22 protein-coding genes are annotated in these 25680 nt (G+C 60.3%); 1 reads left to right on the forward strand and 21 read right to left on the reverse strand.

Annotated features, from left to right (window positions below):
- Window positions 1–694 precede the first annotated feature (694 nt).
- The 18 genes from dnaG to ndk all read right to left on the reverse strand — a co-directional run bounded on the left by dnaG (window position 695) and on the right by ndk (window position 19616).
- Window positions 695–2746: a DNA primase gene (dnaG, locus tag RAS12_RS12265; protein WP_306948774.1), complete on the reverse strand. Its 2052-nt coding sequence runs from the start codon at window positions 2744–2746 to the stop codon at window positions 695–697.
- A gap of 19 nt (window positions 2747–2765) precedes the next feature.
- Window positions 2766–2978, reverse strand: a complete 213-nt coding sequence (rpsU, locus tag RAS12_RS12270; protein WP_006218592.1) for a 30S ribosomal protein S21 — start codon at window positions 2976–2978, stop codon at window positions 2766–2768.
- 410 nt (window positions 2979–3388) lie between these two features.
- A complete protein-coding gene (locus tag RAS12_RS12275; protein WP_306949898.1) occupies window positions 3389–3934 on the reverse strand; it encodes a phosphoribosyltransferase in 546 nt (181 codons plus the stop codon).
- 83 nt (window positions 3935–4017) lie between these two features.
- Window positions 4018–5313, reverse strand: coding sequence for an adenylosuccinate synthase (locus RAS12_RS12280; protein ID WP_306949900.1), 1296 nt, complete (start codon window positions 5311–5313; stop codon window positions 4018–4020).
- 76 nt (window positions 5314–5389) lie between these two features.
- A complete protein-coding gene (locus tag RAS12_RS12285; protein ID WP_306949902.1) occupies window positions 5390–6547 on the reverse strand; it encodes an ATP phosphoribosyltransferase regulatory subunit in 1158 nt (385 codons plus the stop codon).
- Between the two features lie 272 nt (window positions 6548–6819).
- Entirely contained in the window at window positions 6820–7722 is a 903-nt protein-coding gene (hflC, locus tag RAS12_RS12290) for a protease modulator HflC (RefSeq protein WP_306949906.1), read from the reverse strand.
- 18 nt (window positions 7723–7740) lie between these two features.
- On the reverse strand, window positions 7741–9048 hold the full coding sequence (gene hflK, locus RAS12_RS12295) for an FtsH protease activity modulator HflK (protein ID WP_306949908.1): 1308 nt from the start codon (window positions 9046–9048) through the stop codon (window positions 7741–7743).
- Window positions 9014–10120 (reverse strand): GTPase HflX, encoded by a 1107-nt coding sequence (hflX, locus tag RAS12_RS12300; protein WP_306949910.1) that lies wholly within the window; start codon window positions 10118–10120, stop codon window positions 9014–9016. Before hflX ends, hflK begins: the two co-directional genes overlap by 35 nt.
- An 84-nt stretch (window positions 10121–10204) precedes the next feature.
- Entirely contained in the window at window positions 10205–10441 is a 237-nt protein-coding gene (gene hfq / locus RAS12_RS12305; protein ID WP_006218585.1) for an RNA chaperone Hfq, read from the reverse strand.
- 157 nt (window positions 10442–10598) lie between these two features.
- Window positions 10599–11672: a histidinol-phosphate transaminase gene (gene hisC, locus RAS12_RS12310; protein WP_306949922.1), complete on the reverse strand. Its 1074-nt coding sequence runs from the start codon at window positions 11670–11672 to the stop codon at window positions 10599–10601.
- Window positions 11673–11675: 3 nt separating this feature from the next.
- Window positions 11676–13028, reverse strand: a complete 1353-nt coding sequence (gene der, locus RAS12_RS12315; protein ID WP_306949924.1) for a ribosome biogenesis GTPase Der — start codon at window positions 13026–13028, stop codon at window positions 11676–11678.
- Between the two features lie 25 nt (window positions 13029–13053).
- Window positions 13054–14211, reverse strand: a complete 1158-nt coding sequence (bamB, locus tag RAS12_RS12320; protein ID WP_306949926.1) for an outer membrane protein assembly factor BamB — start codon at window positions 14209–14211, stop codon at window positions 13054–13056.
- 5 nt (window positions 14212–14216) lie between these two features.
- On the reverse strand, window positions 14217–14855 hold the full coding sequence (locus RAS12_RS12325; protein WP_306949929.1) for a YfgM family protein: 639 nt from the start codon (window positions 14853–14855) through the stop codon (window positions 14217–14219).
- Window positions 14856–14858: 3 nt separating this feature from the next.
- The gene (gene hisS, locus RAS12_RS12330; protein WP_306949931.1) at window positions 14859–16145 is read right to left on the reverse strand and encodes a histidine--tRNA ligase; all 1287 of its coding nucleotides are present in this window, start codon (window positions 16143–16145) and stop codon (window positions 14859–14861) included.
- Window positions 16146–16199: 54 nt separating this feature from the next.
- Window positions 16200–17486, reverse strand: a complete 1287-nt coding sequence (ispG, locus tag RAS12_RS12335; protein ID WP_306949933.1) for a flavodoxin-dependent (E)-4-hydroxy-3-methylbut-2-enyl-diphosphate synthase — start codon at window positions 17484–17486, stop codon at window positions 16200–16202.
- Window positions 17487–17500: 14 nt separating this feature from the next.
- Window positions 17501–17995 (reverse strand): helix-turn-helix domain-containing protein, encoded by a 495-nt coding sequence (locus tag RAS12_RS12340; RefSeq protein ID WP_306949935.1) that lies wholly within the window; start codon window positions 17993–17995, stop codon window positions 17501–17503.
- Complete coding sequence (gene rlmN / locus RAS12_RS12345) at window positions 17992–19146, reverse strand: dual-specificity RNA methyltransferase RlmN (protein WP_306949936.1); 1155 nt, start codon at window positions 19144–19146, stop codon at window positions 17992–17994. The genes RAS12_RS12340 and rlmN overlap by 4 nt, the downstream gene beginning before the upstream one ends.
- Before the next feature lie 44 nt (window positions 19147–19190).
- Complete coding sequence (gene ndk, locus RAS12_RS12350) at window positions 19191–19616, reverse strand: nucleoside-diphosphate kinase (protein WP_306949937.1); 426 nt, start codon at window positions 19614–19616, stop codon at window positions 19191–19193.
- A 402-nt stretch (window positions 19617–20018) separates the two neighbouring features.
- Here ndk and RAS12_RS12355 point away from each other — a divergent pair, with 402 nt between their 5' ends.
- Window positions 20019–22913 (forward strand): valine--tRNA ligase, encoded by a 2895-nt coding sequence (locus tag RAS12_RS12355; protein ID WP_306949938.1) that lies wholly within the window; start codon window positions 20019–20021, stop codon window positions 22911–22913.
- 82 nt (window positions 22914–22995) lie between these two features.
- Here the strand turns inward: RAS12_RS12355 and RAS12_RS12360 are convergent, their stop codons facing one another.
- Genes RAS12_RS12360 through RAS12_RS12370 form a run of 3 tightly spaced genes read right to left on the reverse strand, consistent with a single transcriptional unit; the run spans window position 22996 to window position 25676 of the window.
- On the reverse strand, window positions 22996–24285 hold the full coding sequence (locus RAS12_RS12360; RefSeq protein WP_306949940.1) for an NAD(P)/FAD-dependent oxidoreductase: 1290 nt from the start codon (window positions 24283–24285) through the stop codon (window positions 22996–22998).
- Window positions 24286–24294: 9 nt separating this feature from the next.
- Entirely contained in the window at window positions 24295–25026 is a 732-nt protein-coding gene (locus RAS12_RS12365) for an amino acid ABC transporter ATP-binding protein (protein ID WP_306949941.1), read from the reverse strand.
- Window positions 25023–25676 carry an amino acid ABC transporter permease gene (locus tag RAS12_RS12370; RefSeq protein ID WP_306949943.1) on the reverse strand — a complete coding sequence of 218 codons (654 nt, stop codon included), beginning with the start codon at window positions 25674–25676 and terminating at the stop codon, window positions 25023–25025. The genes RAS12_RS12365 and RAS12_RS12370 overlap by 4 nt, the downstream gene beginning before the upstream one ends.
- Between the last annotated feature and the right edge of the window lie 4 nt (window positions 25677–25680).

Genomic DNA, 25680 nt, shown 5'->3' on the forward strand with positions numbered 1-25680 from the left:
TCATTCCACGGCGAATCCCGGGCGTTGGGGGGGCTGTCTGCCTATAAATAGGCTTTGCTTGCAATGGGGACATTGCCCCTGGCAGCTGATGTAGACACAGCACCCAAACCACTAACGCTACGCGAAGATAACCGCCGCTGAACTGCGTAATTCACCGCTCAGCTATATTAATTAACTACGTAACAAATTTGCCGCTTGCTTGAGGTGATTTGTTCGATTTTTTTCACGATACGGGCCGGGAAATCTACTCCCCCACCCCAAAACGCTGTTGTTGCCAAACCAGCATTTGCCAAACACACCAAAAACCTGCTTACCCAATGAGTTGGGCCAAACCTGCACATCTCTAAATTAGATTCGGGCAGCCAAAATTGATTCCGTCTGCCCGACTATTTTTCTTTCCAACTATTTTCTTCGTACCCAGCAACGCCGCTTCAGGATCTCTGGCAAATTCACGCAGAATTCGACATGATCAACTTTCGGCAGCAGCCGGGGACTTACACCTCTGGGTTTTAACCTCGGGTTTTAGCCTTGGGTCTTAGCCTCCGACCTTGAACCTAGGGATTAACCCCAACTTAGTTCCTGGCCCTCGGCTTACAACCAGACGCCTCACCAAGTCCCCACCATCGGTTTTTCATCTACTCAATCCGCACGGGCCAGCCTCCCAGCCAGCGGACAACCTTCGATTTTAGCGCATTTAGCGTATCCCGGCACCCTTCAGGATGTTCATCCGGCTGGACAGCTCCAAATAGCGCTTACGCGATTCGTCGGAAGTCAGACCAGTCGCCGCCAGCTTGGCCATCTCCAGCTTGGCCGAATCGAATTCGATGCGCCGCAGCGCGTCATCCCACTCGGTCTGCGGGTCCGGCAGATCCTCTTGGGACAAGATATCCGCCCGCAGGCCTTTCAGCACCGTAGCCAAGTCCGAATCCGGGTCGGCGGCTTCAAGCAGCGCACCCACATGGCGCGCACCGCTGGATTGCGCCAGCATGATCAAGTCCCTTACCAATCCTAGATGGGGACCATGGTCGATAACTTCAAGCTGCTGATCTCCCATGGAGTCCACCAGCTCAGGATGGGCCAACAAGAGGCCCAGCAAGCGCTTGGCCAGCGACGGCATCGTGCGGCGGCCTTCGAAGCCGCCAACGTCGTTATCGCGACGCCCCTTCCAGTTGCCCTTGCCGCCTTTCCAATCGCTTTTGCCCTTCCAGTCGCTCTTACCTTTCCATTCCTGCTTGCCCCCAGCGCGTGAACCACCGCCTGACGGATCGCCACCTTGGGACGGAAAATGGTTGTATTCGCTGTAGTCCGGCTCATCGGCGGGGATGTCATGAAAATCATGGCCCGCAAAGTCATAACCCATATCGGCATGACCGCCGTCATCATCTGGCGAACCAGATCGTGCAATTGCCGCGTCGCCCGCCGCCGGTTTGGACGCCGGTGCGAACGGTTTTGCCGGCTGCTGCGCAAGGATCTGGGCCATTTCCTCGGGCGTCAGTTGGACCAGTTTGGCCATTTCCCGCTCGATCTGCACACGCAGCGCGCATTCGGGGATGGTGGCCAATAACGGCTTGGCTTCATGCAGGCAACTGGCGCGGCCTTCCGCTTCGTTCATGTTGTGCCGTGACGCCAGCTCATCCAACAGGAAGCGCGACAACGCCACCGCGTCGCCCAGACAGGCACGGAAAGCCTCGGCGCCAAATTCGCGCACATAGGAATCCGGGTCGTGCTCTGTCGGCAGGAACAGGAAGCGGATGGCAATATCGTCCCGCAGCACAGGCAGACAGGCCTGCAAGGCCCGCCAGGCAGCGCGCCGGCCCGCTCCGTCGCCGTCAAAGCTGAAAATCACTTTGTCGCTGGCGCGCAGCAACTTCTTCACGTGGTCCGGCGTGGTGGCCGTACCCAGCGTGGCCACTGCGTTAGCAATGCCTTGCTGCGCCAGGCCAACGACGTCCATATACCCTTCAACCACGATCACCTGCCCTTCCTGACGGATGGACAGACGCGCCTCCCACAAGCCGTACAGCTCATGGCCCTTCGAGAACAAAGGCGTTTCGGGTGAATTCAGGTATTTGGGTTCGCCCTTGCCTATGATGCGACCGCCAAAACCAATCAGGCTGCCCCGCGCATTGCGGATGGGGAACATGACGCGTTCGCGAAAACGATCGTAGCGACGCCCGTCCTCCGACTCAATGACCAAGCCAGACTCCACCAAAGTGGGGTCTTCGTAATTGGGAAATACTTGGGATAGCCCATGACGGTCGGTACCAGACCAACCCAGGCCAAAATGCGCCGCAATCTCGCCGGTCAGGCCTCGCTGCTTCAGATAGCGAATCGCCACGGGCGACGCTCGCAACTGCTTCAGGTAATGCGCCTGGGCGGCATCCAGCACCTGCGTATGACGGGATTCCTCGGCCTTGCGGCGCGCGGATTCCTGTTGCTGGCGTGGACTGCGGTTTTCTTCCGGGACCGTCATTCCCGCCGAAGCCGCGAGAGTACGCACGGCTTCGGGGAAACTGGTGCCGGTATGCTCCATCAGGAAAGTGATGGCGCTGCCATGCGCTCCACAGCCAAAGCAGTGATAAAACTGCTTGGTCGGGCTGACAGTGAACGACGGACTTTTTTCGTTATGAAAGGGGCACAGGCCAAGCAAGTTGGCCCCACCCTTTCGCAACTGCACGTATCGCCCGACAACGTCGACAACGTCGACTCGGGCGAGTAGATCCTGGATGAATGATTCTGGAATCAATAGATTCGGGAATCAAAAATCAATACAGGCGGGGGGGCAGTTGTTGGCTACGAATGCGCTTGTAGTGGCGCTTCACGGCGGCGGCGTGCTTGCGCTTGCGCTCTGCCGTGGGCTTCTCATAGAACTCGCGCGAACGCAGCTCGGTGAGCAAACCGGTCTTTTCGATGGTGCGCTTGAAGCGGCGCAGAGCGGCTTCAAACGGTTCGTTTTCCTTCAGTCGAACGATAGGCATAAAGTGATTGGCCTGCTTGTAGGGTAACAAAAGTTGATGACAAACCTGGCTTGCTTACCAGCAACGCTGCGCGGGTCCAGGTCCGCGAAAACATTCCTCTACGAAAAGAATACGTGCATGAATCATGCATACATTCAAATCAATAGAAGCAAGTACCGCGGAACTAGGAACCCTGAGAGCGCAATCCGTGGGGGCAGTACCAAGCAGGACGATATTCGTTCCACTCAGCGCTTTTTCCGGATTTACGCTGGCTGTTTCCGTTACCCAAAGACTACCCAGAGAGTAACAAGCCAAGTTCGGTTAAGCGATAACCAGCGATTCTAGCATGGTCAAGACTGTTTTGACTACTAGCGGGGCAGCCGAGCGCCTAGATGCTACCTGCCGCCCCACCCTGACGCGTCACAACAACCTCAGCTCTGGGAACCCTTGCGTATCCAGGCCTCGAGTTGATGCGGACGCAGGCTGTCGTAATCTTCAAACGGTTGGTGAATCCAGGGATTCGTCGGCAGCTTTTCGACATAGTAGTCGGGCGTTGCCTGGGAATGGCCCTTCCACCACAGCACTGCGCTACGCAGTTCCGTAATGTCGGCGAACTGGCGCTTCAAGTGGTCATAGACCTTGTTGAAGGTTTTGCCAGTATCGACCATGTCGTCCACCAGCAACACCCGCCCGGACAATGTGCCGCGCGTGATGGTGATGAACTGGGCGATATCCATGTCGCCTTGCTTGGTGCCAGCTGCTTCGCGATAGCTGCTCGTGGCCAGAATGCCCAGCGGCACATCGAAAATACGGGACATTACGTCACCGACGCGCATACCGCCGCGCGCCAAGCAAAGAATCTTGTCAAACTTCCAGCCCGATTGGTGCACCTGCAAAGTCAGGCGCTCGATCAAGCGGTTGTAATCGTCCCACGTCACCCACAGATGGCTGTCATCATTGGTCGGCGTCGTGCTCATAGGAAAGCATCTCCTGCTTAAAGATACGAAAAGGCCGCCGCCGGTATGAGACCGGCGGCGGCCTTTGGAATAATAACCCGATGTCAGCCCTTCAGGGGATGACGCAGCACAATGGTTTCGTTGCGGTCGGGACCCGTCGACACGAGGTCGATCGGCACGCCGCACACTTCGGCCACACGCTCCAGGTAACGACGGGCCGCTTCAGGCAGCTTGTCGTACTCGGTGATGCCGACGGTCGATTCGGACCAGCCCGGCAGCTCTTCCAACACAGCCTCGGCTTGCGCCACGGCATGCGCGCCATACGGCAGCACGTCGCGGAACTCGCCGTTCACACGGTAGCCGACGCCCAGCTGGATCGTTTCCAGACCGTCCAGCACGTCCAGCTTGGTGATGCACAGGCCGGAAATACCGTTCAGACGAACCGAACGCTTCAGCGCAGCGCCATCGAACCAGCCGCAACGGCGCGGACGGCCCGTGACCGAACCGAATTCCTTGCCGATCGTGGCCAGGCGGGTGCCGATCTCGTCAACCAGTTCGGTCGGGAAAGGACCCGAACCGACGCGAGTGGTGTACGCCTTGGTGATGCCCAGAACGTAGTCCAACTGCTGCGGACCCACGCCAGCACCGGCCGACGCCGCGCCAGCCACGCAATTGCTGCTGGTGACGAAGGGGTAAGTGCCGTGATCCACGTCCAGCAGTGCGCCCTGCGCGCCTTCGAACAGGATGCGCTTGCCTTCCTGTTGCAGGGCGTACAGATTGCTCGACACGTCCTTGACCATCGGAGCAATCGCGGGAGCCAAAGCCATGGCTTGATCGCGCACTTCGTTGGCGGAAACCGCTTCGGCGCCCAGGTACTTGGTCAGCACAAAGTTGTGATAATCCAGCACTTCGGCGAGCTTTTCGTCGAACAGCGCGGGATTGAACAAGTCCTGCACGCGCAGTGCGCGGCGGGCAACCTTGTCCTCGTACGCGGGGCCAATGCCGCGACCGGTCGTACCGATCTTGCCATCGCCCTTGCGTGCTTCACGTGCCTTGTCGATTGCCACGTGGTAGGGCAGGATCAGCGGGCAGATTTCAGAAATCTGCAGGCGCGAGCGCACATCAAGGCCGGCAGCTTCCAGCTCTTCGATTTCCTTGAGCAGAGCTTCCGGGGACAGCACCACACCATTGCCGATGAAGCAGGTGACGCCAGGATGCATGATGCCCGACGGGATCAGGCGAAGAATCGTCTTCTTGCCATTGATCCACAGCGTATGGCCAGCATTGTGACCGCCCTGAAAGCGGACCACGCCATGGACGGATTCCGCCAGCCAATCGACGATCTTGCCCTTGCCCTCGTCACCCCATTGGGTGCCGATTACGACTACGTTCTTGCTCATGTTACGAATCAATATCGAGTTTCTCGGGAAATCCGGAAATCTCCCCGCGGCCCTCTCGTTTCCAAGAGGGAGTTAGTCACAGCGTTCTGACCGTCCAGGCGCCATCCTGCAGCACCAGCTCGCGATCGCAAACAAATTCGTCCTGATCCTGCTCGTGACCGGGCAATACCTGAACGACAATTTCCCCTGACCGGCGCAGACGGCGAACCGCCTCGGTCAAGGCGGGGGCCTGCCCCCAAGGCGCGCGAACCGAACGCGCCCGTTCCGCTGGTGGCAAACCTGCCGCCAGCTTGCGTAAATCCAAACTAAAGCCAGTGGCAGGACGGGCCCGGCCGAAGGCCCGGCTGACGTCGTCATAGCGGCCACCGCTGACCAATGCGTCGTGCCAGCCTTCTGCATACAGCGCGAACTTCACGCCGGAATGGTAGCCATAGCCGCCAACATCTGCCAGATCGACACCAAAGGCGACGTTCGGCATGGCGTCCACCACCACTTGCAGCGCATCCAGCGCAGCAGCAACGCCAGGCAACAACGGCAAATCGCGGCGCGCTTCCTTAAGCACTTCCCCGCCGCCATACAAATTGGGCAGCAGCTGCAACGCCTTCAGCGTTTCAGCGCGCATACCTGGCGCACGGCCGGCAAGCTCACCCAGACCCGGCACGTCTTTCTCGCGCAGCAGACGGATGATTTCTTCCGAAGACGCCAATGCAACCGGGTCCGATTCCATAATGGCGCGAACCACACCCGAATGGCACAAGTCCAGACGGGGGTTACGCACCCCGGCAATCGCCACCGTTTCCAAGACGAGCTGGATGATTTCCAGATCAGCTTCAAAACCGGCATGCCCGTAGATCTCGGCACCGATCTGCAACAGCTCGCGGCTGGACAGCAAGTCCGCCGGCCGGGCGTGCAACACGTTGCCGCAATAGCACAGGCGGGTTACGCCGGCACGGTTCAACAAGTGCGCATCAATACGCGTGACCTGAGGAGTCATGTCCGCACGCACACCAAGCGTGCGGCCAGTCAGCTGGTCGACCAGCTTGCAAGTGCGCAGATCCAGATCGCTGCCGGTACCCGACAGCAATGAATCAATGTATTCGACCAGGGGCGGCGCGACCAGCTCGAAGCCGTAAGTACGGTACAAATCGAGAAGTTCGCGGCGCAATTCCTCGATGCGCCGGGCCTCTGCCGGAAGTACGTCGGCAAGGCTCTCGGGCAGCAACCAGTTACCCATGAATGTTTACCTGAATAACGCCAAGAGATGCGTGGGCGTCGCCCAAACGAAAAAGCGGCTGAGGGGGCGTAAGCCCGCTCAGCCGCTGCGGAATGTTTTCTAGCTTACGGGGTATTGTACATGAGTCAGCGTCCGGCGCCAGCCGGATTGGCCGGAAATCAAGCCGTCCCCTATTGCCAAACTGACGGAGCAACCTCTACCTGAGCAACCCCTTTCCCAGTAAAAAGCCCCTTGGAATACCAAGGGGCTTTTGCCAAGCTGCCAATACCGAATTACTTGGTCGGAATGGTGACCGGTGCTACAGCAGCGCCAGCGGGGTCCTTCATGAACTGGAAGAAACTGGAGCTGGGATCAACCACCAGCACGTCGCCCGGCTTCGAGAACGAAGCGCGGTAGGCTTCCAAGCTCTTGTAGTACGTGTAGAACTGCGGGTTCTTGCCATAGGCTTGAGAATAGATCGATGCTGCTGCGGCATCGCCCTCGCCCATGATGCCTTGGGCCTTGGCGTAAGCCTGGGCCACGATCACTTCGCGTTGACGATCAGCTTCAGCGCGGATCTTCTCGCCTTCGGCCGCACCAATGGAACGCAGCTCGTTAGCGACGCGCGTACGCTCCGCTTCCATGCGGCGATACACCGATTCCGAAATTTCAGGCGCGAACTCGATACGGCGCAAACGCACGTCGACGATCTGCACGCCCAAAGGCTCGGCGCGCTTGGCCACATTCGTCAGAATTTCGGCCATGATCTTGTCGCGTTCGGTCGAGACCACGTCGCGCACCGTGCGGACGTTGACCGAGGCGTTCAAAGCGTCACGAATCAGCGATTGCAGACGCTCTTGAGCGACGCGCTCGTTACCACCCGTCGAGACGTAGTATTGGCGGGGGTCCGCAATACGCCACTTGACGTACGAGTCGATCAGCAGGTTCTTCTTTTCAGAAGTCTGGATGCGTTCGGCTTCGTTGGTTTCGATGGTCAGAATGCGCTTGTCGAGCGTCACGACATTCTGGAACGGCGGCGGAGCCTTGAAGTACAGGCCGGGTTCACTAATGGTCTTGCGCACTTCACCCAGGGAGAACACCAGGGCGTAATCGCGCTCACGCACGACAAAGACGCAAGAAGAAAGGGCAGCCAGAACAATGAGCAGGCCAACCAGGATGGGCATAAAACGTTGCATGATCAGAAATCCTCCGGGTTAGCGCGACGTACGGTCGCGAGGCAGCGTGTTGCTATTGCTGCTGCCGGAAGACTGAGGCACCGGTACCGCGTTGCCACGCAACGGCGGTTGAACTGGCGGACTGATCAAAGCAGGCGAACCCGGGTTGCCGACCGAACCTGACTTGCTGGCATCCTGAGCGGCCAAGTGCATGATTTTGTCCAAAGGCAGGTACAACATATTGTTGTTGCTCTTGGTGTCAACCATGACCTTGCTGGCGCGCGTGAAGATGTCCTGCATGCTTTCCAGGTACATACGTTGGCGAGTAACCAGCGGCGCCTTCTCGTATTCACCCAGGACGCTGGTGAAGCGCGAGGTATTACCCTGCGCATCGCCCACAACCTTGGCCTTGTAACCTTCAGCCTGCTCGGTCATGCGCGACGCCTGACCACTGGCCAACGGCACAACCTGGTTGGCATACGCCTGGCCTTCGTTGATCTGACGCTCACGATCCTGACCCGCCTTGACGGCGTCGTCAAACGCGGCTTGCACCTGCTCAGGAGGCTGCACGTTCTGAATGGCAACCGTGCTGACCTGCACGCCGGTCTGATAGCGATCCAGAATCTGCTGCATCAGCGCCTGCACCTGCGTGGCAACCGTCGTACGGCCTTCGTACAGGACGAAGTCCATCGACTGCTTGCCCACGACTTCGCGCATGGCCGTTTCAGAGGCCTGACGGACAGATTCGTCCGGGTCACGCGTCATGAAGAGGTAATCAGGGGCGCCATCGGCACGCAGGCGATACTGGACGACGAACTGCATATCGACGATGTTCTCGTCCGTCGTGAGCATCAGCGCTTCAGGCAGAACCTTGTTGCGCGAACCGCCGCGGAAACCCACTTCGAACGTGCGCAATTGCGACACGTTGACGATTTCCTGGCTTTGAATGGGATACGGCAGGCGCCACTGGAAACCGGCTTGCGACGTGCTTTTGTATTTGCCAAATTGGGTCACGACCGCAACCTGGCCTTCTTGCACGATATAGAAGCCGCTGGCCGCCCACACGCCCACCGCCACCAAGGCGATGACGCCCAGGCCGATGCGCGCGCCACGCGGCGATGGCGGCGTTATGCCGCCACGATTTCCGGGACGGTTGTTACCACCGCCACCGCCCTTGCGACCGAACAGCGATCCGATGCGATTATTGAAATCGCGCCAGACCTCGTCCAGGTCAGGAGGGCCGTCTCCACTGCCTTGAGGCCGCTTCGGCGGCGGCTCGGAGCCGTTGTTATTTCCACGACCCCAACCGGGGTCATTCAGATTGAAGAGTTTGATAATTCGCGGCATTGTTTCCCACAATCTGTCCGGTCTCCGCAATTGCCCCGCGCAACGCATCCAAACCGGCGCGCTCGGTAGCGCTTACAAATACTCGCGCAATCGTACCATGTGCATCGCGCTCCACCCGGGGTTCCAAACCAGCCCGGTCTATCTTGTTGTATACCAGAATGGTCGGCACGTCGGCCGCGCCAATTTCAGCAAGGACCTTATTGACCTCGAAAATCTGCTCATCACGCTGCGGACTAGCGGCATCAACCACATGCAGCAGCAGATCAGCGTGAACCGTTTCTTCCAGCGTGGCACGAAATGCCGCGATCAGACCGTGAGGCAGATCCCGAATAAACCCTACCGTGTCCGACACCACCACTGATCCCGCGCCTTCAATCCAAATGCGGCGCGTGGTCGTATCCAGCGTGGCGAAGAGCTGATCGGCGGCGTAGGCGTCTCCGCGCGTCAGGGCATTGAACAGCGTGGACTTGCCCGCGTTGGTGTAGCCCACCAGCGACACCGACAGAACCCCGCCCCGGGCCCGCGCGCGGCGCTGCGTGATGCGCTGCCGTTCGACCTTGTCCAGGCGCTCTCGCACCGTTTTTACCTTGACCCCGATCATTCGGCGGTCCATTTCAAGCTGGGATTCGCCTGGCCCGCGCATCCCGATACCTCCGCGCTGGCGCTCCAAGTGGCTCCACATACGCGTCAGACGCGTGGCCAGATGCTGCAACTGCGCCAGTTCAACTTGTAGTTTGCCTTCATGGCTCTTCGCGCGCAGGGCGAAGATATCCAGAATGAGCGCCACGCGATCCACCACGCGCAGATTGAACGCGCGCTCCAGATTACGCTGCTGCGCCGGCGACAGGGGCTGATCGAACAGCACGATATCGGCCAGCAAGGCTTGCGCCATCGCGACACCTTCGTCTGCCTTGCCTGAACCAATGAAAAATTTTGCGTCGGGCCGGTCGCGCCGGGCAGTCAAGGTGCCGACGACTTCAGCGCCCGCGCCCTTGGCCAGCATGGCGAATTCCTCGGCATGGGCTGTGAAGTCCGGGTCCCCCAGATCAACACTGATAATCAGAGCGCGCATACATGCACCATATTGGAGCCAAAGCGAAAATGCCCGCCGACGTCAACCGTCCGGCGGGCAAAAAAAGGTAAAGCGGGAGCGAGATTACTCAGCAGGGACTTCCACCTGAAAGTTGACGGCGCGGGCGGGAACAACGGTGGAAATGGCGTGCTTGTAGACCATTTGCGTGACCGTGTTACGCAGCAGCACCACGTACTGATCAAAAGATTCGATTTGCCCTTGAAGCTTGATACCGTTCACCAAGTAAATCGACACGGGCACATGATCTTTGCGCAGCGTGTTCAGGAACGGATCTTGCAGAGTTTGCCCTTTATTGCTCATTGGCCAGGCTCCATTTGTTTGTTATTGAGTAGTGATGTGCTTTTTGAACTGGTGGTGCACACCGAAACACGTACTCTACAGGGTTTTCCCGGCCCGTGCTACTTGGCCAGGAAGCAAAAATGACACCAGAGTTTTCAAGTTGGAAAGGCTCTGATTCTTACGCTTGCAGGACCTCCGCGAGCCCTTTCAGCAGCAGGTCAACCTGCTCATCCGTGCCCACGGTAATGCGAAGAAACTGATCGATGCGGGCATGACGGAAATGGCGCACGATGATGCTGCGCTCACGCAAGGCGGCGGCCAGACCCGAAGCCTCTTTGGAGGGGTGCCGCGCGAACACGAAATTCGCGGCCGACGGCAGCACTTCAAAACCCAAGGACTCCAGGCCCGCCGTCATCCGCGACCGGGTGTCGATCACAGCTTGGCGAGTCTTCTCAAAGTACTCTGTATCTTCCAACGCCGCTACTGCGCCGGCGGCTGCCAGACGATCGATGGGGTAGGAGTTGAAACTGTTCTTTACGCGCTCGAGCCCGTCGATGAGTTCGGCGCTTCCTACAGCGAAGCCCACGCGCAATCCGGCCAGAGAACGCGACTTGGACAAGGTCTGCACCACCAGCAGATTGTCATATCGGGCAATCAGGCCAATCGCCGATTCGCCGCCGAAATCCACATAAGCTTCATCCACGACCACAACCGAGTCGGGATTGCCCGCCACGATACGTTCAACCTCTGCCAAGGTCAGCGCCGTACCCGTCGGAGCATTGGGATTGGGGAAAATGATGGCGCCTGCCTGCCCGTTGCGCCCCGGCAGATAGTCTTCGACATCAATGCGGAAGTCAGAGGTCAACGGCACCGTTTCATATTCGATGCCATACAGGCCGCAATACACCGGATAAAAGCTGTAGGTGATATCCGGGAAACGCAGCGGGCGATCGTGCTTGAGCAACGCCAGGAAGGCATGCGCCAGCACTTCGTCGGAACCATTGCCCACGAACACTTGGGCCTGCTCCACTCCCACCGTCGACGCAATTGCCTGACGCAAACGGTCTGACGAGGGGTCCGGGTACAACTTAAGCGTGTCGTCGCAAGCTGCGCGGATGGCATCGAGCACCTTGGGCGATGGGCCGTAAGGATGCTCGTTGGTGTTCAGCTTGATGAGATTCTGAAGCTTGGGCTGCTCGCCCGGGACGTACGGACTGAGCGTCCCGACGACGGGACTCCAGAAGCGGCTCATGAATCAGTCTTCCTGCGCGTAGGGGTTGTGCGATGACTTGAATTCGATACGCAGCGGCGTGCCGGCCAGATCGAACGCGTTGCGGAAACGCGTTTCCAGGTAACGGCGATAGGAATCCGGAATGGCATCCAGCGCGTTGCCGTGAATAACGACCAGCGGCGGATTCTGGCCACCTTGGTGCGCATAGCGCATCTTGGGGCGGAAGATGCCCTTGCGGGGTGGCGGCTGCTGCTCGACAGCGGCCTGCAACTCACGCGTCAGCTTGGGCGTGGACAGCTTGGCGAACGCCGCGGCGTGGGCCGAATTGATGGACTTCAGCAGCGGTTTGATACCCTGGCCGCGCAGGGCCGAAATGGTGTGCACGCGGGCGAACGACAAAAAGCGCAGCTTGCGCGCGAAATCGCGTTCAATGCGTTCCTTTTCTTCGCCGTCCAGACCATCCCACTTATTGATGGCAACGACCACTGCGCGACCGGTTTCCAGCACGAAACCCGCAATGTGGGCGTCCTGCTCGGAAACTTCGGTTTGCGCGTCCAGCATCAGCAGTACGACGTTGCAAGCCTCAATGGCCTGCAACGTCTTGATGACGGAGAATTTTTCAACCGCTTCGAACACCTTGCCGCGCTTACGCAAACCCGCAGTGTCGATCAAGGTATAGCGGCGGCCGTCTCGATCAAAGTCGATTTCGATGGCGTCGCGGGTGGTGCCCGGCAAGTCGAACGCGATCACGCGCTCTTCGCCCATCAGCGTGTTGATCAGCGTCGATTTACCCACGTTGGGACGGCCCACGATTGCCAGCTTGATGCGGTGATCGTGTTCGCCTTCTTCGGGAACTTCCTCTTCAGAGGGCGGCTCGGCCAGATCCTTCAGAGCAAGCTCGATCAGGTCAACGATGCCATCACCGTGCGCCGCAGAAATCGGATAGGGCTGACCCAGACCGAGTTCATGGAACTCGGAAATGGCAGCGCCCAAACCCATGCCTTCCGCTTTATTCACGGCCAGCAGCACGCGCTGTTGACCGGATTTACGCAACAATTTGGCGATTTCGTGGTCATGCGCGTTCAGGCCGGCGCGCGCGTCGACCAGAAACACCACGACATCCGCCTCGGCGATGGCCTGCCGGGTCTGGCGAGCCATCTCCAGCAGGATACCGTCCTTGGCAACGGGTTCGAATCCGCCTGTATCGATAGCGATGAACGGGATCTCGCCTACCCTGCCCTCACCGTAATGGCGATCGCGGGTCAGGCCGGAAAAATCGGCCACCAGTGCGGCGCGCGATCGCGTCAGGCGGTTGAAAAGGGTCGACTTCCCCACATTGGGGCGACCGACCAGGGCAACGACAGGCTTGAAAGACACGGTGTAAGGCTTTGTTCTATAGGTTTTAGTTGGCGCCGATCATAACGAGATTGCCATTACCCGTCTGGACCAGCACACCTTGGGGGGTGGTTTGCGGCGGCGAAACGACGGCGCCTCCACCCACGGACAGCCGTGCCATCAGGCTGCCATCACTACGCGACAGGAAGTGCAAATAGCCTTCCAGATCGCCAACTGCCAGTGCGCCGCCGAGCATTGCCGGTGCTGTGACCTGACGATTCTTCAGCGCTGCCTGCTTCCAGACGTTGCCGCCATTATCCAGCGCAAACGCATTGACCACGCTGTTTTGGTCCGCCGAGTAGACAAAGCGGTCATCCAACGTCAAACCGCTGACGCTGGAATAGTCTTTGGCCCAGAGCGGGCGGCCGCCGGCCGTCACGTCAAAGCAAACGATACGTCCTTGGTAAGCGACGCCGCAAAGGAGACTACCCGCGATACGGGGCGCGCCAACCACATCGGTCAGGCGTTCCAGATCGCTGGCGCCGCGCGGTGTTGCCACGGTGCCTTCCCACTGCACGTTACCACTATCGGAAGCAATCGCCATCAGCTTACCGCCGGGCAGGCCGGTAATGACCAGACCTTCGGCCAACACCATCTGCGACACGCTGCGCAAAGCGAGCGACGGGCCTGGGCGCTGCACGTTCCAGACACGTTCGCCGCTGTTGGCGTCGAATGCCTGAATGCGATAGTCGCCGCTGCGGACCACGACAATGCCATAACCCACGACCGGGGGGATCGAAACGTCGCTAGTGGCGCGGACCTTCCACTTCACTTTGCCCGTTTCGTCGAAGGCGATGACATCGCCATCTGGCGAGGCAACGGCGGTAGTGGTGCCATCGCTGCCAGCGCCAGCCGACAGTTTGCCGTCGGTCTTCGCCTTCCACAGAGGACGGCCGCTTTGCAGATCAAACTTACCCACCGAGCCATCGGGCGTGGCGGCGTAGACCGCGCTGCCCAAGACCGTGGGCGCAAACCCCAGGCCGGAACCGCTGCCAATCGACGTGGACCAAACTTGATGGACGGACATGCCGGCCTTGTACTCCGTCAGCGGAGCGGGGTCGTAGCGGCCGTCATCGTGGGAAAACAAACCGCATCCGCCCAGGGCAAGCAAGCTTGCCAGGCAGACGGCGCCACGCCACGTACGACCAGGTGCAAATTTACGCATTACAGTCACGCTCCGCTCAGGGCATCCAATTTCAATTGCACAACCTGGGTCAACGGGTTTGCCGACCCCAGGCCATCAATAGCGCTTTGCCATGCCGCACGCGCCTCTTCACGCTTGCCTTGGGCCGCGAGAATATCGCCACGGCGATCGGCGAACAAGGACGCAAAGGCGGCGGGCGGGTTATTCAGTTGCGCCAGCGCGGCATCGTATTGCTTCTGGTCCAGCAGCATGCCGGCCAGGCGCAGACGAGCCACGGCTTGCATGGACGGGTTCTTGCCCTGCCCTGCCAGCCATTCGAGTTGCTCACGGGCGCCAGCCTCATCCTTCTGCGCTTGCAGAGCCTGCGCGGCGACCAGCGCGCCGCGTGCGGCATAGCCCGTGGCCGGGTACTGGTCACGCAGCGTAGCGGCCGCGGTCTTGATGCGCACCGACGAATCCGCGCCACCCAGGCGGGCCGCGTCTTCCAGTGCTTCGAAGTAGCCCATGGCCTGATTCGCGCGGTGCGACTGATACGCCTTCCAGCCCCACCAGCCGCCCCAAGCCAATGCCACTGCGGCAAACAGCGTGACGACCAGCGTGCCGTAACGGGCCCACCAGGCCTTGATTGCGTCCAGTTTTTCCTGTTCTTCGAGATCGTATGCCATGCCTTAACCCTTGTTGTTCAGTAGCGCAGCCAAAGCCGCCAACGGGACTTGTTGTTGTGCGGTTTCGCCTTGTGCATCCGCGCGCAAGTATTTGACGCTGGCGGTCTGCGAGGCGACTTCGTCGGCGCCAAGAATAACCGCAACGCGGGCGCCGCTGGCATCGGCACGCTTGAATTGGGACTTAAAGCCGGCCGAACCGGCATGCACGATGACCGACAAACCGGCGTCGCGCAGATCTTCGCCCACGCGGGCGGCAAGACGCTGCGCATCTTCGCCCTGATGCACGATGTAGACATCGCATTCCGCCGGCGCGTCGATCTGTACGCTTTGCTCCCACAGATCAAGCAGGCGCTCCATGCCAATCGCGAAGCCGACGGCGGGCGCGGGCTTGCCGCCCAGCAATTCCACCAAGCCGTCGTAGCGGCCACCGCCGCACACCGTGCCTTGGGAACCCAGGCGATCCGTGACCCACTCAAACACGGTCAGGTTGTAGTAGTCCAGCCCGCGCACCAGGCGGGGATTCAGACGGTATTCGATACCTGCGTCGGCCAGGCACTGGCACACGCCATCAAAGTGAGCGCGGGACTCTTCGCCCAGGAAATCGAACAGGCGCGGGGCGCTGTCAGCCATTTCCTGCATGGCGGGATTCTTGGTGTCCAGCACGCGCAGCGGATTGCTGTACATGCGGCGCTGGCCATCTTCGTCCAGGATGTCGCGGTGCTTTTCCAAGTGCTCGATCAAGGCGGCGCGATGAGCGGCGCGCTCGGCAGGCTGACCCAACGAGTTCAGTTCCAGCCGGATGTCCTTCAAGCCCAACAACTTCCAGAGGCGGCCCAGCATGACGATCAGCTCGGCATCCACATCGGGGCCGACAAAGCCCAGGGCTTCAACGTCGATCTGGTGGAACTGGCGATAGCGGCCGCGCTGCGGGCGCTCGTGGCGGAACACCGGGCCAATCGAGTAGACGCGCTGCGGGCGGTCGTACAGCAGGTTGTGTTCGATGGACGCGCGCACGATACCCGCTGTCATTTCGGGACGCATCGTCAGCGATTCGCCATTGAGCGCATCGGTGAACGTGTACATCTCTTTTTCGACGATATCGGTGACTTCGCCAATGCCGCGCGCGAACAGACGCGTATGCTCAAGCACCGGCGTGCGCACATTGCGATAGCCGTAGCCGCGCAGCCAGCCGCGCACGATTTCCTCGAATTGCTCCCAGCGGGCGCTTGCCCCCGGCAACAGGTCATTCATGCCGCGTATGGCGGCCACTTTTTGGAAAGCTTGAGTCATCTTGATCATGCCGTCACACGCACCTGCCGGCGCGGTAGCGGCTACACCCTTACTTTAATGAGAGGCGAGCGCGCCATAGCGGCGCGCAACGTAGTCTTCGACGATGGCCTGGAACTCTTCGGCGATATGGTCGCCTTTGAGCGTAACCGTACGCTCGCCGTCCACGAATACCGGCGCCGCGGGCACTTCGCCCGTTCCCGGCAGACTGATTCCGATATCGGCATGACGGCTTTCGCCCGGCCCATTGACCACACAGCCCATGACCGCGACGTTCATGCTTTCGACGCCGGGGTACTGCGCCTTCCAGACCGGCATCTGGCGACGCAGGTAGGACTGGATGCTATCAGCAAGCTCTTGGAAGAACGTGCTGCTGGTGCGGCCACACCCAGGACACGCCACCACCATCGGGGTGAACGCGCGCAGGCCCATCGTTTGCAGGATTTCTTGCGCCACGATGGCTTCCCGGGTGCGATCGCCGCCGGGTTCGGGGGTGAGCGAAATGCGAATGGTGTCGCCGATGCCCTGTTGCAGCAGCACGGCCAGCGCGGCGGTGGAAGCCACAATGCCTTTGCTGCCCATGCCGGCTTCAGTCAAGCCCAAATGCAGCGGATAGTCACAACGCGCGGACAGGTCGCGATAGACCGCGATCAGGTCCTGCACATGGCTCACCTTGCACGACAAAATAATAGCGTCGCGGCTCAGGCCGAGTTCTTCGGCGCGCTGCGCATTCGTGATGGCCGAAACAACAAGCGCATCACGCATCACCGCCTGCGCTTCCCACGGCTGCGCGCGGCGGCTGTTTTCATCCATTTTGCGCGCCATCAGCTCGTGATCCAGGCTGCCCCAGTTCACGCCAATGCGCACCGGCTTGCCGTAACGGCAAGCCACATCAATCATTTGCGCGAAGTTATCGTCACGCCGCTTGCCGCCGCCCATGTTGCCCGGATTGATCCGGTACTTGGACAAGGCTTGCGCGCATTCCGGAAACTGCGTCAACAGCTTGTGGCCGTTGTAGTGAAAGTCGCCGACGAGCGGCACATTCACGCCCATGCGGTCGAGCTGCTCGCGAATGGCGACGACTTCACGAGCCGCTTCGGGCGTGTTCACCGTGATCCGAACCAGCTCGGAACCGGCCAGCGCCAGTTCCTTGACCTGAATCGCCGTGGCGATGGCGTCAGCCGTGTCGGTGTTGGTCATGGACTGCACCACGACCGGGGCGTCGCCGCCCACCATCACAACACGGTCGCCCCACTTCACCGCAACCGAACGTGTGGCGCGGCGTAGCGCTGCCCCCACGGAGGGAGGCGGCGCATCCTGGCAAGGCAAAGAAGAATCTTGCATCGATGGAACCGGGTTTACTTGGCGGGCTTCTGCAGCCAGTCGAACGGCAGCCAATGCTGCGGCAACCAGCCTTGCCAGAAGGCATACGCCACGCCGGCAGCCAGCACCAGCACAATGGCGATCAGCCATCCCCACGACGTCGACGACGAACGGTCGTCATCGGCGCTGGACTGAGGGATGGAATGCGCCGAATGCAAGGCGCCGGGGCTCAGTTTCACCGGACCGGTGACACGGGCCTTCGGGTCCAGCGAATCGACGATAGCCTGCGAATCGGCGCCAAGCAGGCGCGCGTAGTTGCGGACCAGGCCGCGCAGGGAAACGCCGGTGGGCAAGTCAGCCCACGCTTCGTTTTCAAGGGCTTCGATCTGCTTGGTGGAAAACTTGATGCGGCTGGACACTTCATCTAACGACCAGCCTTTGGACTCGCGCAACGAACGCAATGCCGAGCCCACGTTGCCCGCAGCGCTGGCGGACGTTTCAGAAACTGCAGAAGCGAAATCCTGCGTCATGCATGCACCTGTTTAATTGGTATGGTCTGGCGCTGTGCGGCATTGCGCTCGGTAATCCGAGTGCGGTCCCGCACCTCTCCGGCCAGTTGACCACAAGCTGCATCGATATCGTCACCCCGGGTCTTACGGACGGTGGTGATGATGCCAGCGTCCATCAGACGCTGGGCAAACACCTTGACGCGCGCAGAGTTGGAGCGCTTCAAGCCCGACTCGGGGAAGGGATTGAACGGAATCAGATTGAGCTTGCAGCGGATCTGGCGTGCAATTTGGATCAGTTCCTTGGCATGCTGGTCGGTATCGTTAATGCCGTCCAGCATGCAGTATTCAAATGTGATGAAGTCGCGCGGGGCAAACGCCAGGTAGCGCTCACACGCCGCAATCAACTCCTTCAGCGGGTATTTCTTGTTCAGCGGCACCAGCTCGTCGCGCAGCGCGTCATTCGGCGCATGCAACGACACAGCCAGCGCCACCGGACAGTCCTGCGACAGGCGGTCCATCATGGGGACGACGCCCGACGTGGACACCGTGACGCGGCGGCGCGACAGGCCATAGGCATTGTCGTCCAGCATCAGTCGCAGGGCGGGCAGCACTTGATCGTAGTTGAGCAGGGGTTCGCCCATGCCCATCATGACCACATTGCTGATGACGCGGGTATCTTCGGTGGCCTTGGCGCTGGCAAGGCGCGCCGTGCCGATATCGGCTTCCAGCACACGCTTGGCCCACCACAGCTGGCCGATAATTTCGCTGGTCTTCAGATTGCGGTTAAAGCCCTGATGCCCGGTCGAGCAAAAGCGGCAATTCACCACGCAACCGGCTTGACTGGAAATGCACAGGGTGCCGCGATCGTCTTCGGGAATGAAGACGGTTTCGATGGCATTGCCCTGCCCCACATCGAACAGCCACTTGCGCGTGCCGTCAGTCGAGCGTTGCTCGATATTGACGGGCAAGGCTTCAATGCAGCAGTTCGACGCGAGCTGGCCGCGAAATTCGCGGGCCAGATCGGTCATGGCGTCGAAAGAATCGGCGCCCCGCTGGTGCATCCAGCGTTGCAGCTGGCGAGCGCGAAACGGCTTGCCGCCCCACTGCCCGACAAGTTCGGACAGGGCGGAGCCATCCAGCCCCAGCAGATTGATTCGTTCGACGGATTCCATGACCTGGGTAACGCTAAAAATCTAAAACAGTGCTTTCGCGAAAATCAACGGCTGTGGATGTTGATTTCGGGGAAGAAGAAAGCGATTTCGACAGCAGCCGTTTCCGGAGCGTCGGAACCATGAACAGCGTTGGCGTCGATGCTGTCAGCGAAGTCGGCGCGAATGGTGCCGGCAGCGGCCTTCTTCGGGTCGGTTGCGCCCATCAGGTCGCGGTTCTTCAGGATGGCTTCTTCGCCTTCCAGCACTTGCACGAAGACCGGGCCCGAGATCATGAAATCGACCAGGTCCTTGAAGAAGGGGCGTTCCGAGTGCACAGCGTAGAAACGCTCGGCGTCGGCACGCGACAGTTGCGCCAGACGGGCGGCGATGACCTTCAGGCCGGCTTGCTCGAAGCGGCCGACGATCTGACCGATGACGTTCTTGGCGACGGCGTCGGGCTTGATGATCGAGAGGGTACGTTGAATGGACATAGGAACTCCGAAAGCTGATTTCTGACTGGTTTCTAATGAATTGCCTGGTGTGGCTCTGCACTTGTCGGCGTCAACCTAGAAGTGTCATCGCGCTATTGGCGCACAAGAGGTCCGAAACAGATGAACGTTTCGGGCCGTCCTGAACCACATGCCAAGGCAGGGATTCGGCACTGCCTACCGATTCGACACGCCCCGATTTTCGTTGCAAATTCCGCAGTATTTTCCGAAATAACTGCTTTTCAGCAACTATTTCTGAAGGAATCCTCAATGAATTCAGGGACTTCTAAAAGGTTTACAGTAACCCGGTATTCTAACACGCTGAGAAGACCGCAATACATCTTAAAATGAGCGGTTTGCTGCCCGTATCCCTACGCCGGGCGCCCTGTTTGCCGGAACCCTGTAATGACTCAAGCTGCTCCCCCGAACGCCGCGAACCCCGCGAGCGATACCCCGGAACTCTCCAAGAGCTTCGAACCCTCCGAATTGGAATCCCGCTGGTACGCCGAGTGGGACAAGCGCGGGTACTTCACGGCGGGCCAGCATGTAAAAACGGGGACGGAAAGCCAGCCCTACGTGATTCAGTTCCCGCCGCCCAACGTGACGGGCACGCTGCACATGGGCCATGCCTTCAACCAGACCATCATGGACGGTCTGGTCCGTTACCGCCGCATGTCGGGCGACGATACCGTCTTTATCCCTGGCACCGACCATGCCGGCATCGCGACGCAGATCGTTGTTGAAAGACAGCTGGATGCGCAGAAGGTTTCCCGCCACGACCTCGGCCGCGAGAAATTCGTGGAGAAAGTCTGGGAATGGAAAGAAAAGTCCGGCAGCGCCATCACTGAGCAGGTCCGCCGCCTTGGTGCGTCCGCAGATTGGCCGCGTGAATACTTCACCATGGACGACCGCATGTCGCGCGGCGTGGTGGAGACCTTTGTTCGCCTGCATAAACAGGGACTGATCTACCGCGGAAAGCGCCTCGTCAATTGGGACCCGAAGCTGCTGACCGCCGTGTCCGACCTGGAAGTCCAGTCCGAAGAGACCGATGGCCACATGTGGCACATCCTGTACCCGTTCGTTGACGGACCGCAGACGATTGTCGACAAGGATGGCCAAACGATCACCCTGCGCGGCATGACCATCGCGACGACCCGCCCGGAAACCATGCTGGCCGACGGCGCGTTGTGCGTACATCCCGACGACCCTCGCTACCAGCACCTGGTCGGCAAGCAAGTCGAACTGCCGCTGTGCGACCGCAACATTCCCATCATCGCGGACGACTTCGTTGACCCCGCTTTCGGCACGGGTTGCGTCAAGATCACTGGCGCGCACGACTTCAACGACTATGCCTGCGCGATGCGCCATGATCTGCCGCTGATCGTGATCTTCACGCTCGACGCGCACATCAACGAAAACGGACCCAAGCAGTTCCAGGGCCTGGAGCGCTACGAAGCGCGTAAAGCCGTGGTCGCCCAGCTGGAAGCCGATGGCTATCTGGTCAAGATCGAGCCGCACAAGATGATGCAGCCCAAGGGCGACCGCACCGGCGTCGTGCTTGAGCCCATGCTGACCGACCAATGGTTCGTCGCCATGAGCAAGCCCGCCCCCGAAGGCACGCTGAATCCGGGCAAGAGCATTACCGAAGTGGCGCTGGAAGTCGTGGCCGACGGCCGCATCCAGTTCTATCCCGACAACTGGACCACCATCTATAACCAGTGGCTGAACAACATCCAGGACTGGTGCATTTCGCGCCAACTGTGGTGGGGCCACCAGATCCCGGCCTGGTATTCGGAAGACGGCCAGATCTTTGTGGCGCACGACGAAGCGGGCGCGATCGAACAGGCGCGCGCCGCCGGCGTGACGGGCGAGCTCAAGCGCGATCCCGACGTGCTGGACACCTGGTTCTCGTCGGGCCTCGTGCCCTTCACGACGCTGGGCTGGCCGGAAAATACGCCGGACCTGCAACGCTATCTGCCGTCCAGCGTGCTGGTCACGGGTTTTGACATCATCTTCTTCTGGGTCGCCCGCATGGTCATGCTGACCACGCACCTGACCGGCCAGATTCCGTTCAAGCACGTCTACGTCCACGGACTGATCCGTGATGCTGACGGCCAGAAGATGAGCAAGTCCAAGGGCAATACGCTGGACCCGGTAGACCTGATCGACGGCATTGACCTGGACGGCCTGGTCGTCAAGCGCACCTATGGCTTGATGAACCCCAAGCAAGCCGGCGCCATCGAAAAAGCCACGCGCCGCCAGTACCCCGACGGCATCCCTGCCTTTGGCACCGATGCACTGCGTTTCACGATGGCCGCTTACGCCACGCTGGGCCGCAACATCAACTTTGACCTGAAGCGCTGCGAGGGTTATCGCAACTTCTGCAACAAGCTGTGGAACGCCACGCGCTTTGTGCTGATGAACACGGAAGGCCACGACCTGACGGGTTCGGACGGCGGCGAAACGTCGTTCGTGGACCGCTGGATCATCAGCCAGATGCAAACGCTGGAAGCCGATGTGGCGCGCGGCTTTGCCGACTACCGTTTCGACAACATCGCCAACGCGCTGTATCGCTTCGTGTGGGACGAATACTGCGATTGGTATCTGGAACTGGCCAAGGTGCAGATCCAGACGGGCACGCCCGCCCAGCAACTGGGCACGCGCCGCACACTGATCCGCGTGCTGGAATGCGTACTGCGCCTGGCGCATCCGATCATTCCGTTCATCACCGAAGAGCTGTGGCAAAAGGTGTCGGTGGTGGCGGGCAAGCGCAAGGAAGGCGTCGCCGACAGCGTCAGCGTGCAGCCCTACCCGCAGGCCAATCTGGCTGCCGTGGACACTGCCGCCGAAGCCAACGTGGCCGAATTGAAGGCCCAGGTCGAAGCCGTACGCGCACTGCGCGGTGAAATGAACCTGTCGCCTGCAGTCAAGGTGCCGCTGTGCGCCCAGGGCGACGCACCCACGCTCAAGCGCAACGCGCCGTATCTGGCCGCGCTGGCCAAGCTGAGCCAGGTCGACGTGCTGGACGTACTGCCTGACGCGGGCGCACCGGTTCAGGTCGTGGGCGCCAGCCGGTTGATGCTGCACGTTGAAGTTGACGTGGCCGCCGAACGCATACGTTTGGACAAGGAAATCGCGCGCCTGGAAGGCGAGATCACCAAGGCCAACGGCAAGCTGTCCAACGCCAGCTTCGTCGAACGGGCGCCGGCCGCAGTGGTCGAGCAAGAAAAGGCGCGCATGGCGCAGTTTGGCGAAACCTTGCAGAAGGTGCGTGAACAGCGCGCCAAGCTGGGCGACTAAACGGACCAGTTGTTGTCGCTGAACGCAAAAAACCCCGGACTCGCTCCGGGGTTTTTACGTTTAGGACTATTCGCGTGCCGGATCAGACACCGCCATCTGTCATCCGATACCAGGTGACGACCGCGTTCACATACAGCCTGCGTAATCCATACAAGGGGAACGGCACGACGGGCGACAACGGCACGGGCAGCGCATTGGCGTCGCCCGTCGCCACGTATTGAGCCATCGCTCGGCCCATACTGGTCTGCAAGCCCACGCCGCGGCCCTGGCAACCGATATCCACCAGCAACCCAGGTTGCGGCTCATGCAGATGCGGCAGGTAGTCGCGAGTAATCGCAACGCGGCCGCACCAGCGGTAGGCAAACGGCGTGCCCGCGACCTGCGGAAACATCTTCAGCATCACGCGCTCAAGATGCGCCCAGTCTTCGGGGCCCTTCGGCTCACGAAACGGACCGCGCCCGCCCATGAGCAATCGCCCCTGATGATCCAGCCGGAAGTACAGCAGCAGGTTGCGCGTGTCGGATGTGACATGACCTTCAGGGAAGATCCCTGCACGCACCGATTCCGGCAGCGGCTCGGTGGCGACCTGAAAGGTATTGGCATCGATGATCGATGTCTTCAAAGCGGGCAGAAGGTCTCCGCCATAGGCGTTCGTACACATCACCACACGATCAGCCGTGACGGTGGCGCCCCCAGCCGTGGTTGCCGTCCACTTGCCGCCATCGCGCTTAAGACCGGTGACCGGCGTTTCCGTGTGAATATCGGCGCCCGCATTCAACGCCGCGCGCGCCAATCCGCGCGCATAACTCAAGGGCTGGATAGCGCCTGCACGCTTGTCCACCCAGCCGCCCAGATACTTGTCCGTTCCCACCAGCCGGGCAACCTGCGCGCGGTCAAGCGGCTGGGCATCCGCGCCGTGGCGCGCCCATTGGGCGGCCCGGTCATGCGCCATACGCAGCGCCTCGGGATTGTGCGCGCCCTGAACCCAGCCATGGCGCACGTGTGGCACATCCATGGCATGGCGATCGATCAGGTTAAACACTGAATCCGCAGTGGCGCCAGCAAAACGAATCAGTTTCTCACCGCGCTCCTGCCCGAACATCGAGATCATTGCATCGGGGTCGTACTTCAAACCCGGAATCACCTGGCCGCCGTTGCGGCCCGAACCTCCGAAGCCGATCTCGCGCGCTTCGAGCAACATGACTTTGACCCCGCGCTCGGCCAGATGCAACGCCGTGCTCAGACCAGCGTAGCCGCCGCCGATCACCAGCACGTCCGCTTGCGCGGATACGGTCAGCGCGTCGGTCGGCGGCGGCGCGGCCGCGGTCGCTGCCCATAACGAAGGGGAAAGAGGAAACGGCCCTTGCTGCATGATGATTCCTTACATGGGGTGCAGCACCCGGTGCAGGAAATCCTGCGTCCGAGGGTGTTGCGGATGATTCAACACTTCGCGAGCGACGCCTTGCTCAACCATGACGCCGCCATCGAAAAACATGACACGGTCGGCCACCTCTCGAGCAAAACTCATTTCGTGCGTCACGACGACCATGGTCATACCCGCTTCGGCCAGCTTGCGCATGACGCCCAGCACATCACCGACCAGCTCCGGGTCCAGGGCGGATGTGGGTTCATCAAACAGGATGGCCTTGGGCTGCATTGCCAGCGCGCGGGCAATGGCCACGCGCTGCTGCTGGCCGCCTGACAACTGCGGCGGATGCGCATCGGCCTTGTCCGCCAGACCCACGCTGGCCAGCAGCTCGCGGCCACGCTCCAACGCCTGCGCGCGCGGTTCCTTTTTGACGTAGATCGGCCCTTCAATGACGTTTTCCAGCGCCGTGCGATGAGGAAACAGGTTGAAACGCTGAAACACCATGGCCACTTGGGTGCGGATGGACACGATGGAGGGCGCATCGGAATCGACGAGTTCGCCATCGATGGTGATGCGTCCGGCGTTGTAGCGTTCCAGTCCATTGATGCAGCGCAGGATCGTGGACTTGCCGGAGCCGGATGGCCCGATGACGCACACGACCTCGCCTTTGGTGACTTCGGCGTCGATGCCCTTTAGCACCTCAAGCGCGCCAAAACTCTTGCGTACCCCCTGAAGCTCGATCATTTGGAGGCGCTCCTTTTTTCCAGATGCCGCACCAGCATAATCAGCGGCACGCACATCACCAGATACATCAGCGCCACAAGCGAAAACACCGTCGCGTTCTTGAACGTGGACACGGCAATCAGCTTGCCCTGCAACGCCAATTCCGCGACGGTAATGGTGGACGCCTGCGACGAATCTTTAAGCATCATGATCATGATGTTGCCGTATGGCGGCAGCACGATTTTCACGGCTTGCGGTAGCACCACGCGCCGCATCGTCATGCTCCAGCTCATACCCATGGCCATCGCGGCTTCGATCTGCCCCCGGTCAATAGCCTGAATGCCCGCGCGGAAGTTTTCAGCCTGATACGCGGAATACGCCACGCCCAGACCGATGATGGCCGCCTGCACAGCGGTCAGCGACACGCCCATATCAGGCATCACAAAGTAGATATAGAACAGCAGCACAATGATCGGGATGCCGCGCAGCAGGTTGATCACGCCACCGCTGATACTGGACAAATACTTGTTGCCCGACACCCGCATGAGCGCCCACACCAGCCCCAACACTGTCGAAAGCGCAAGCGATCCCAGGGTCACCAGGATCGTCAACTTGGCCCCCTGCAACAGTATCGGCAGGTACTCCGCCCAGTCTTTGAAGAGTTCCGTCATAACT

It is taken from the genome of Achromobacter seleniivolatilans, assembly GCF_030864005.1.
Classification (GTDB): Bacteria; Pseudomonadota; Gammaproteobacteria; order Burkholderiales; family Burkholderiaceae_B; genus Achromobacter; species Achromobacter seleniivolatilans.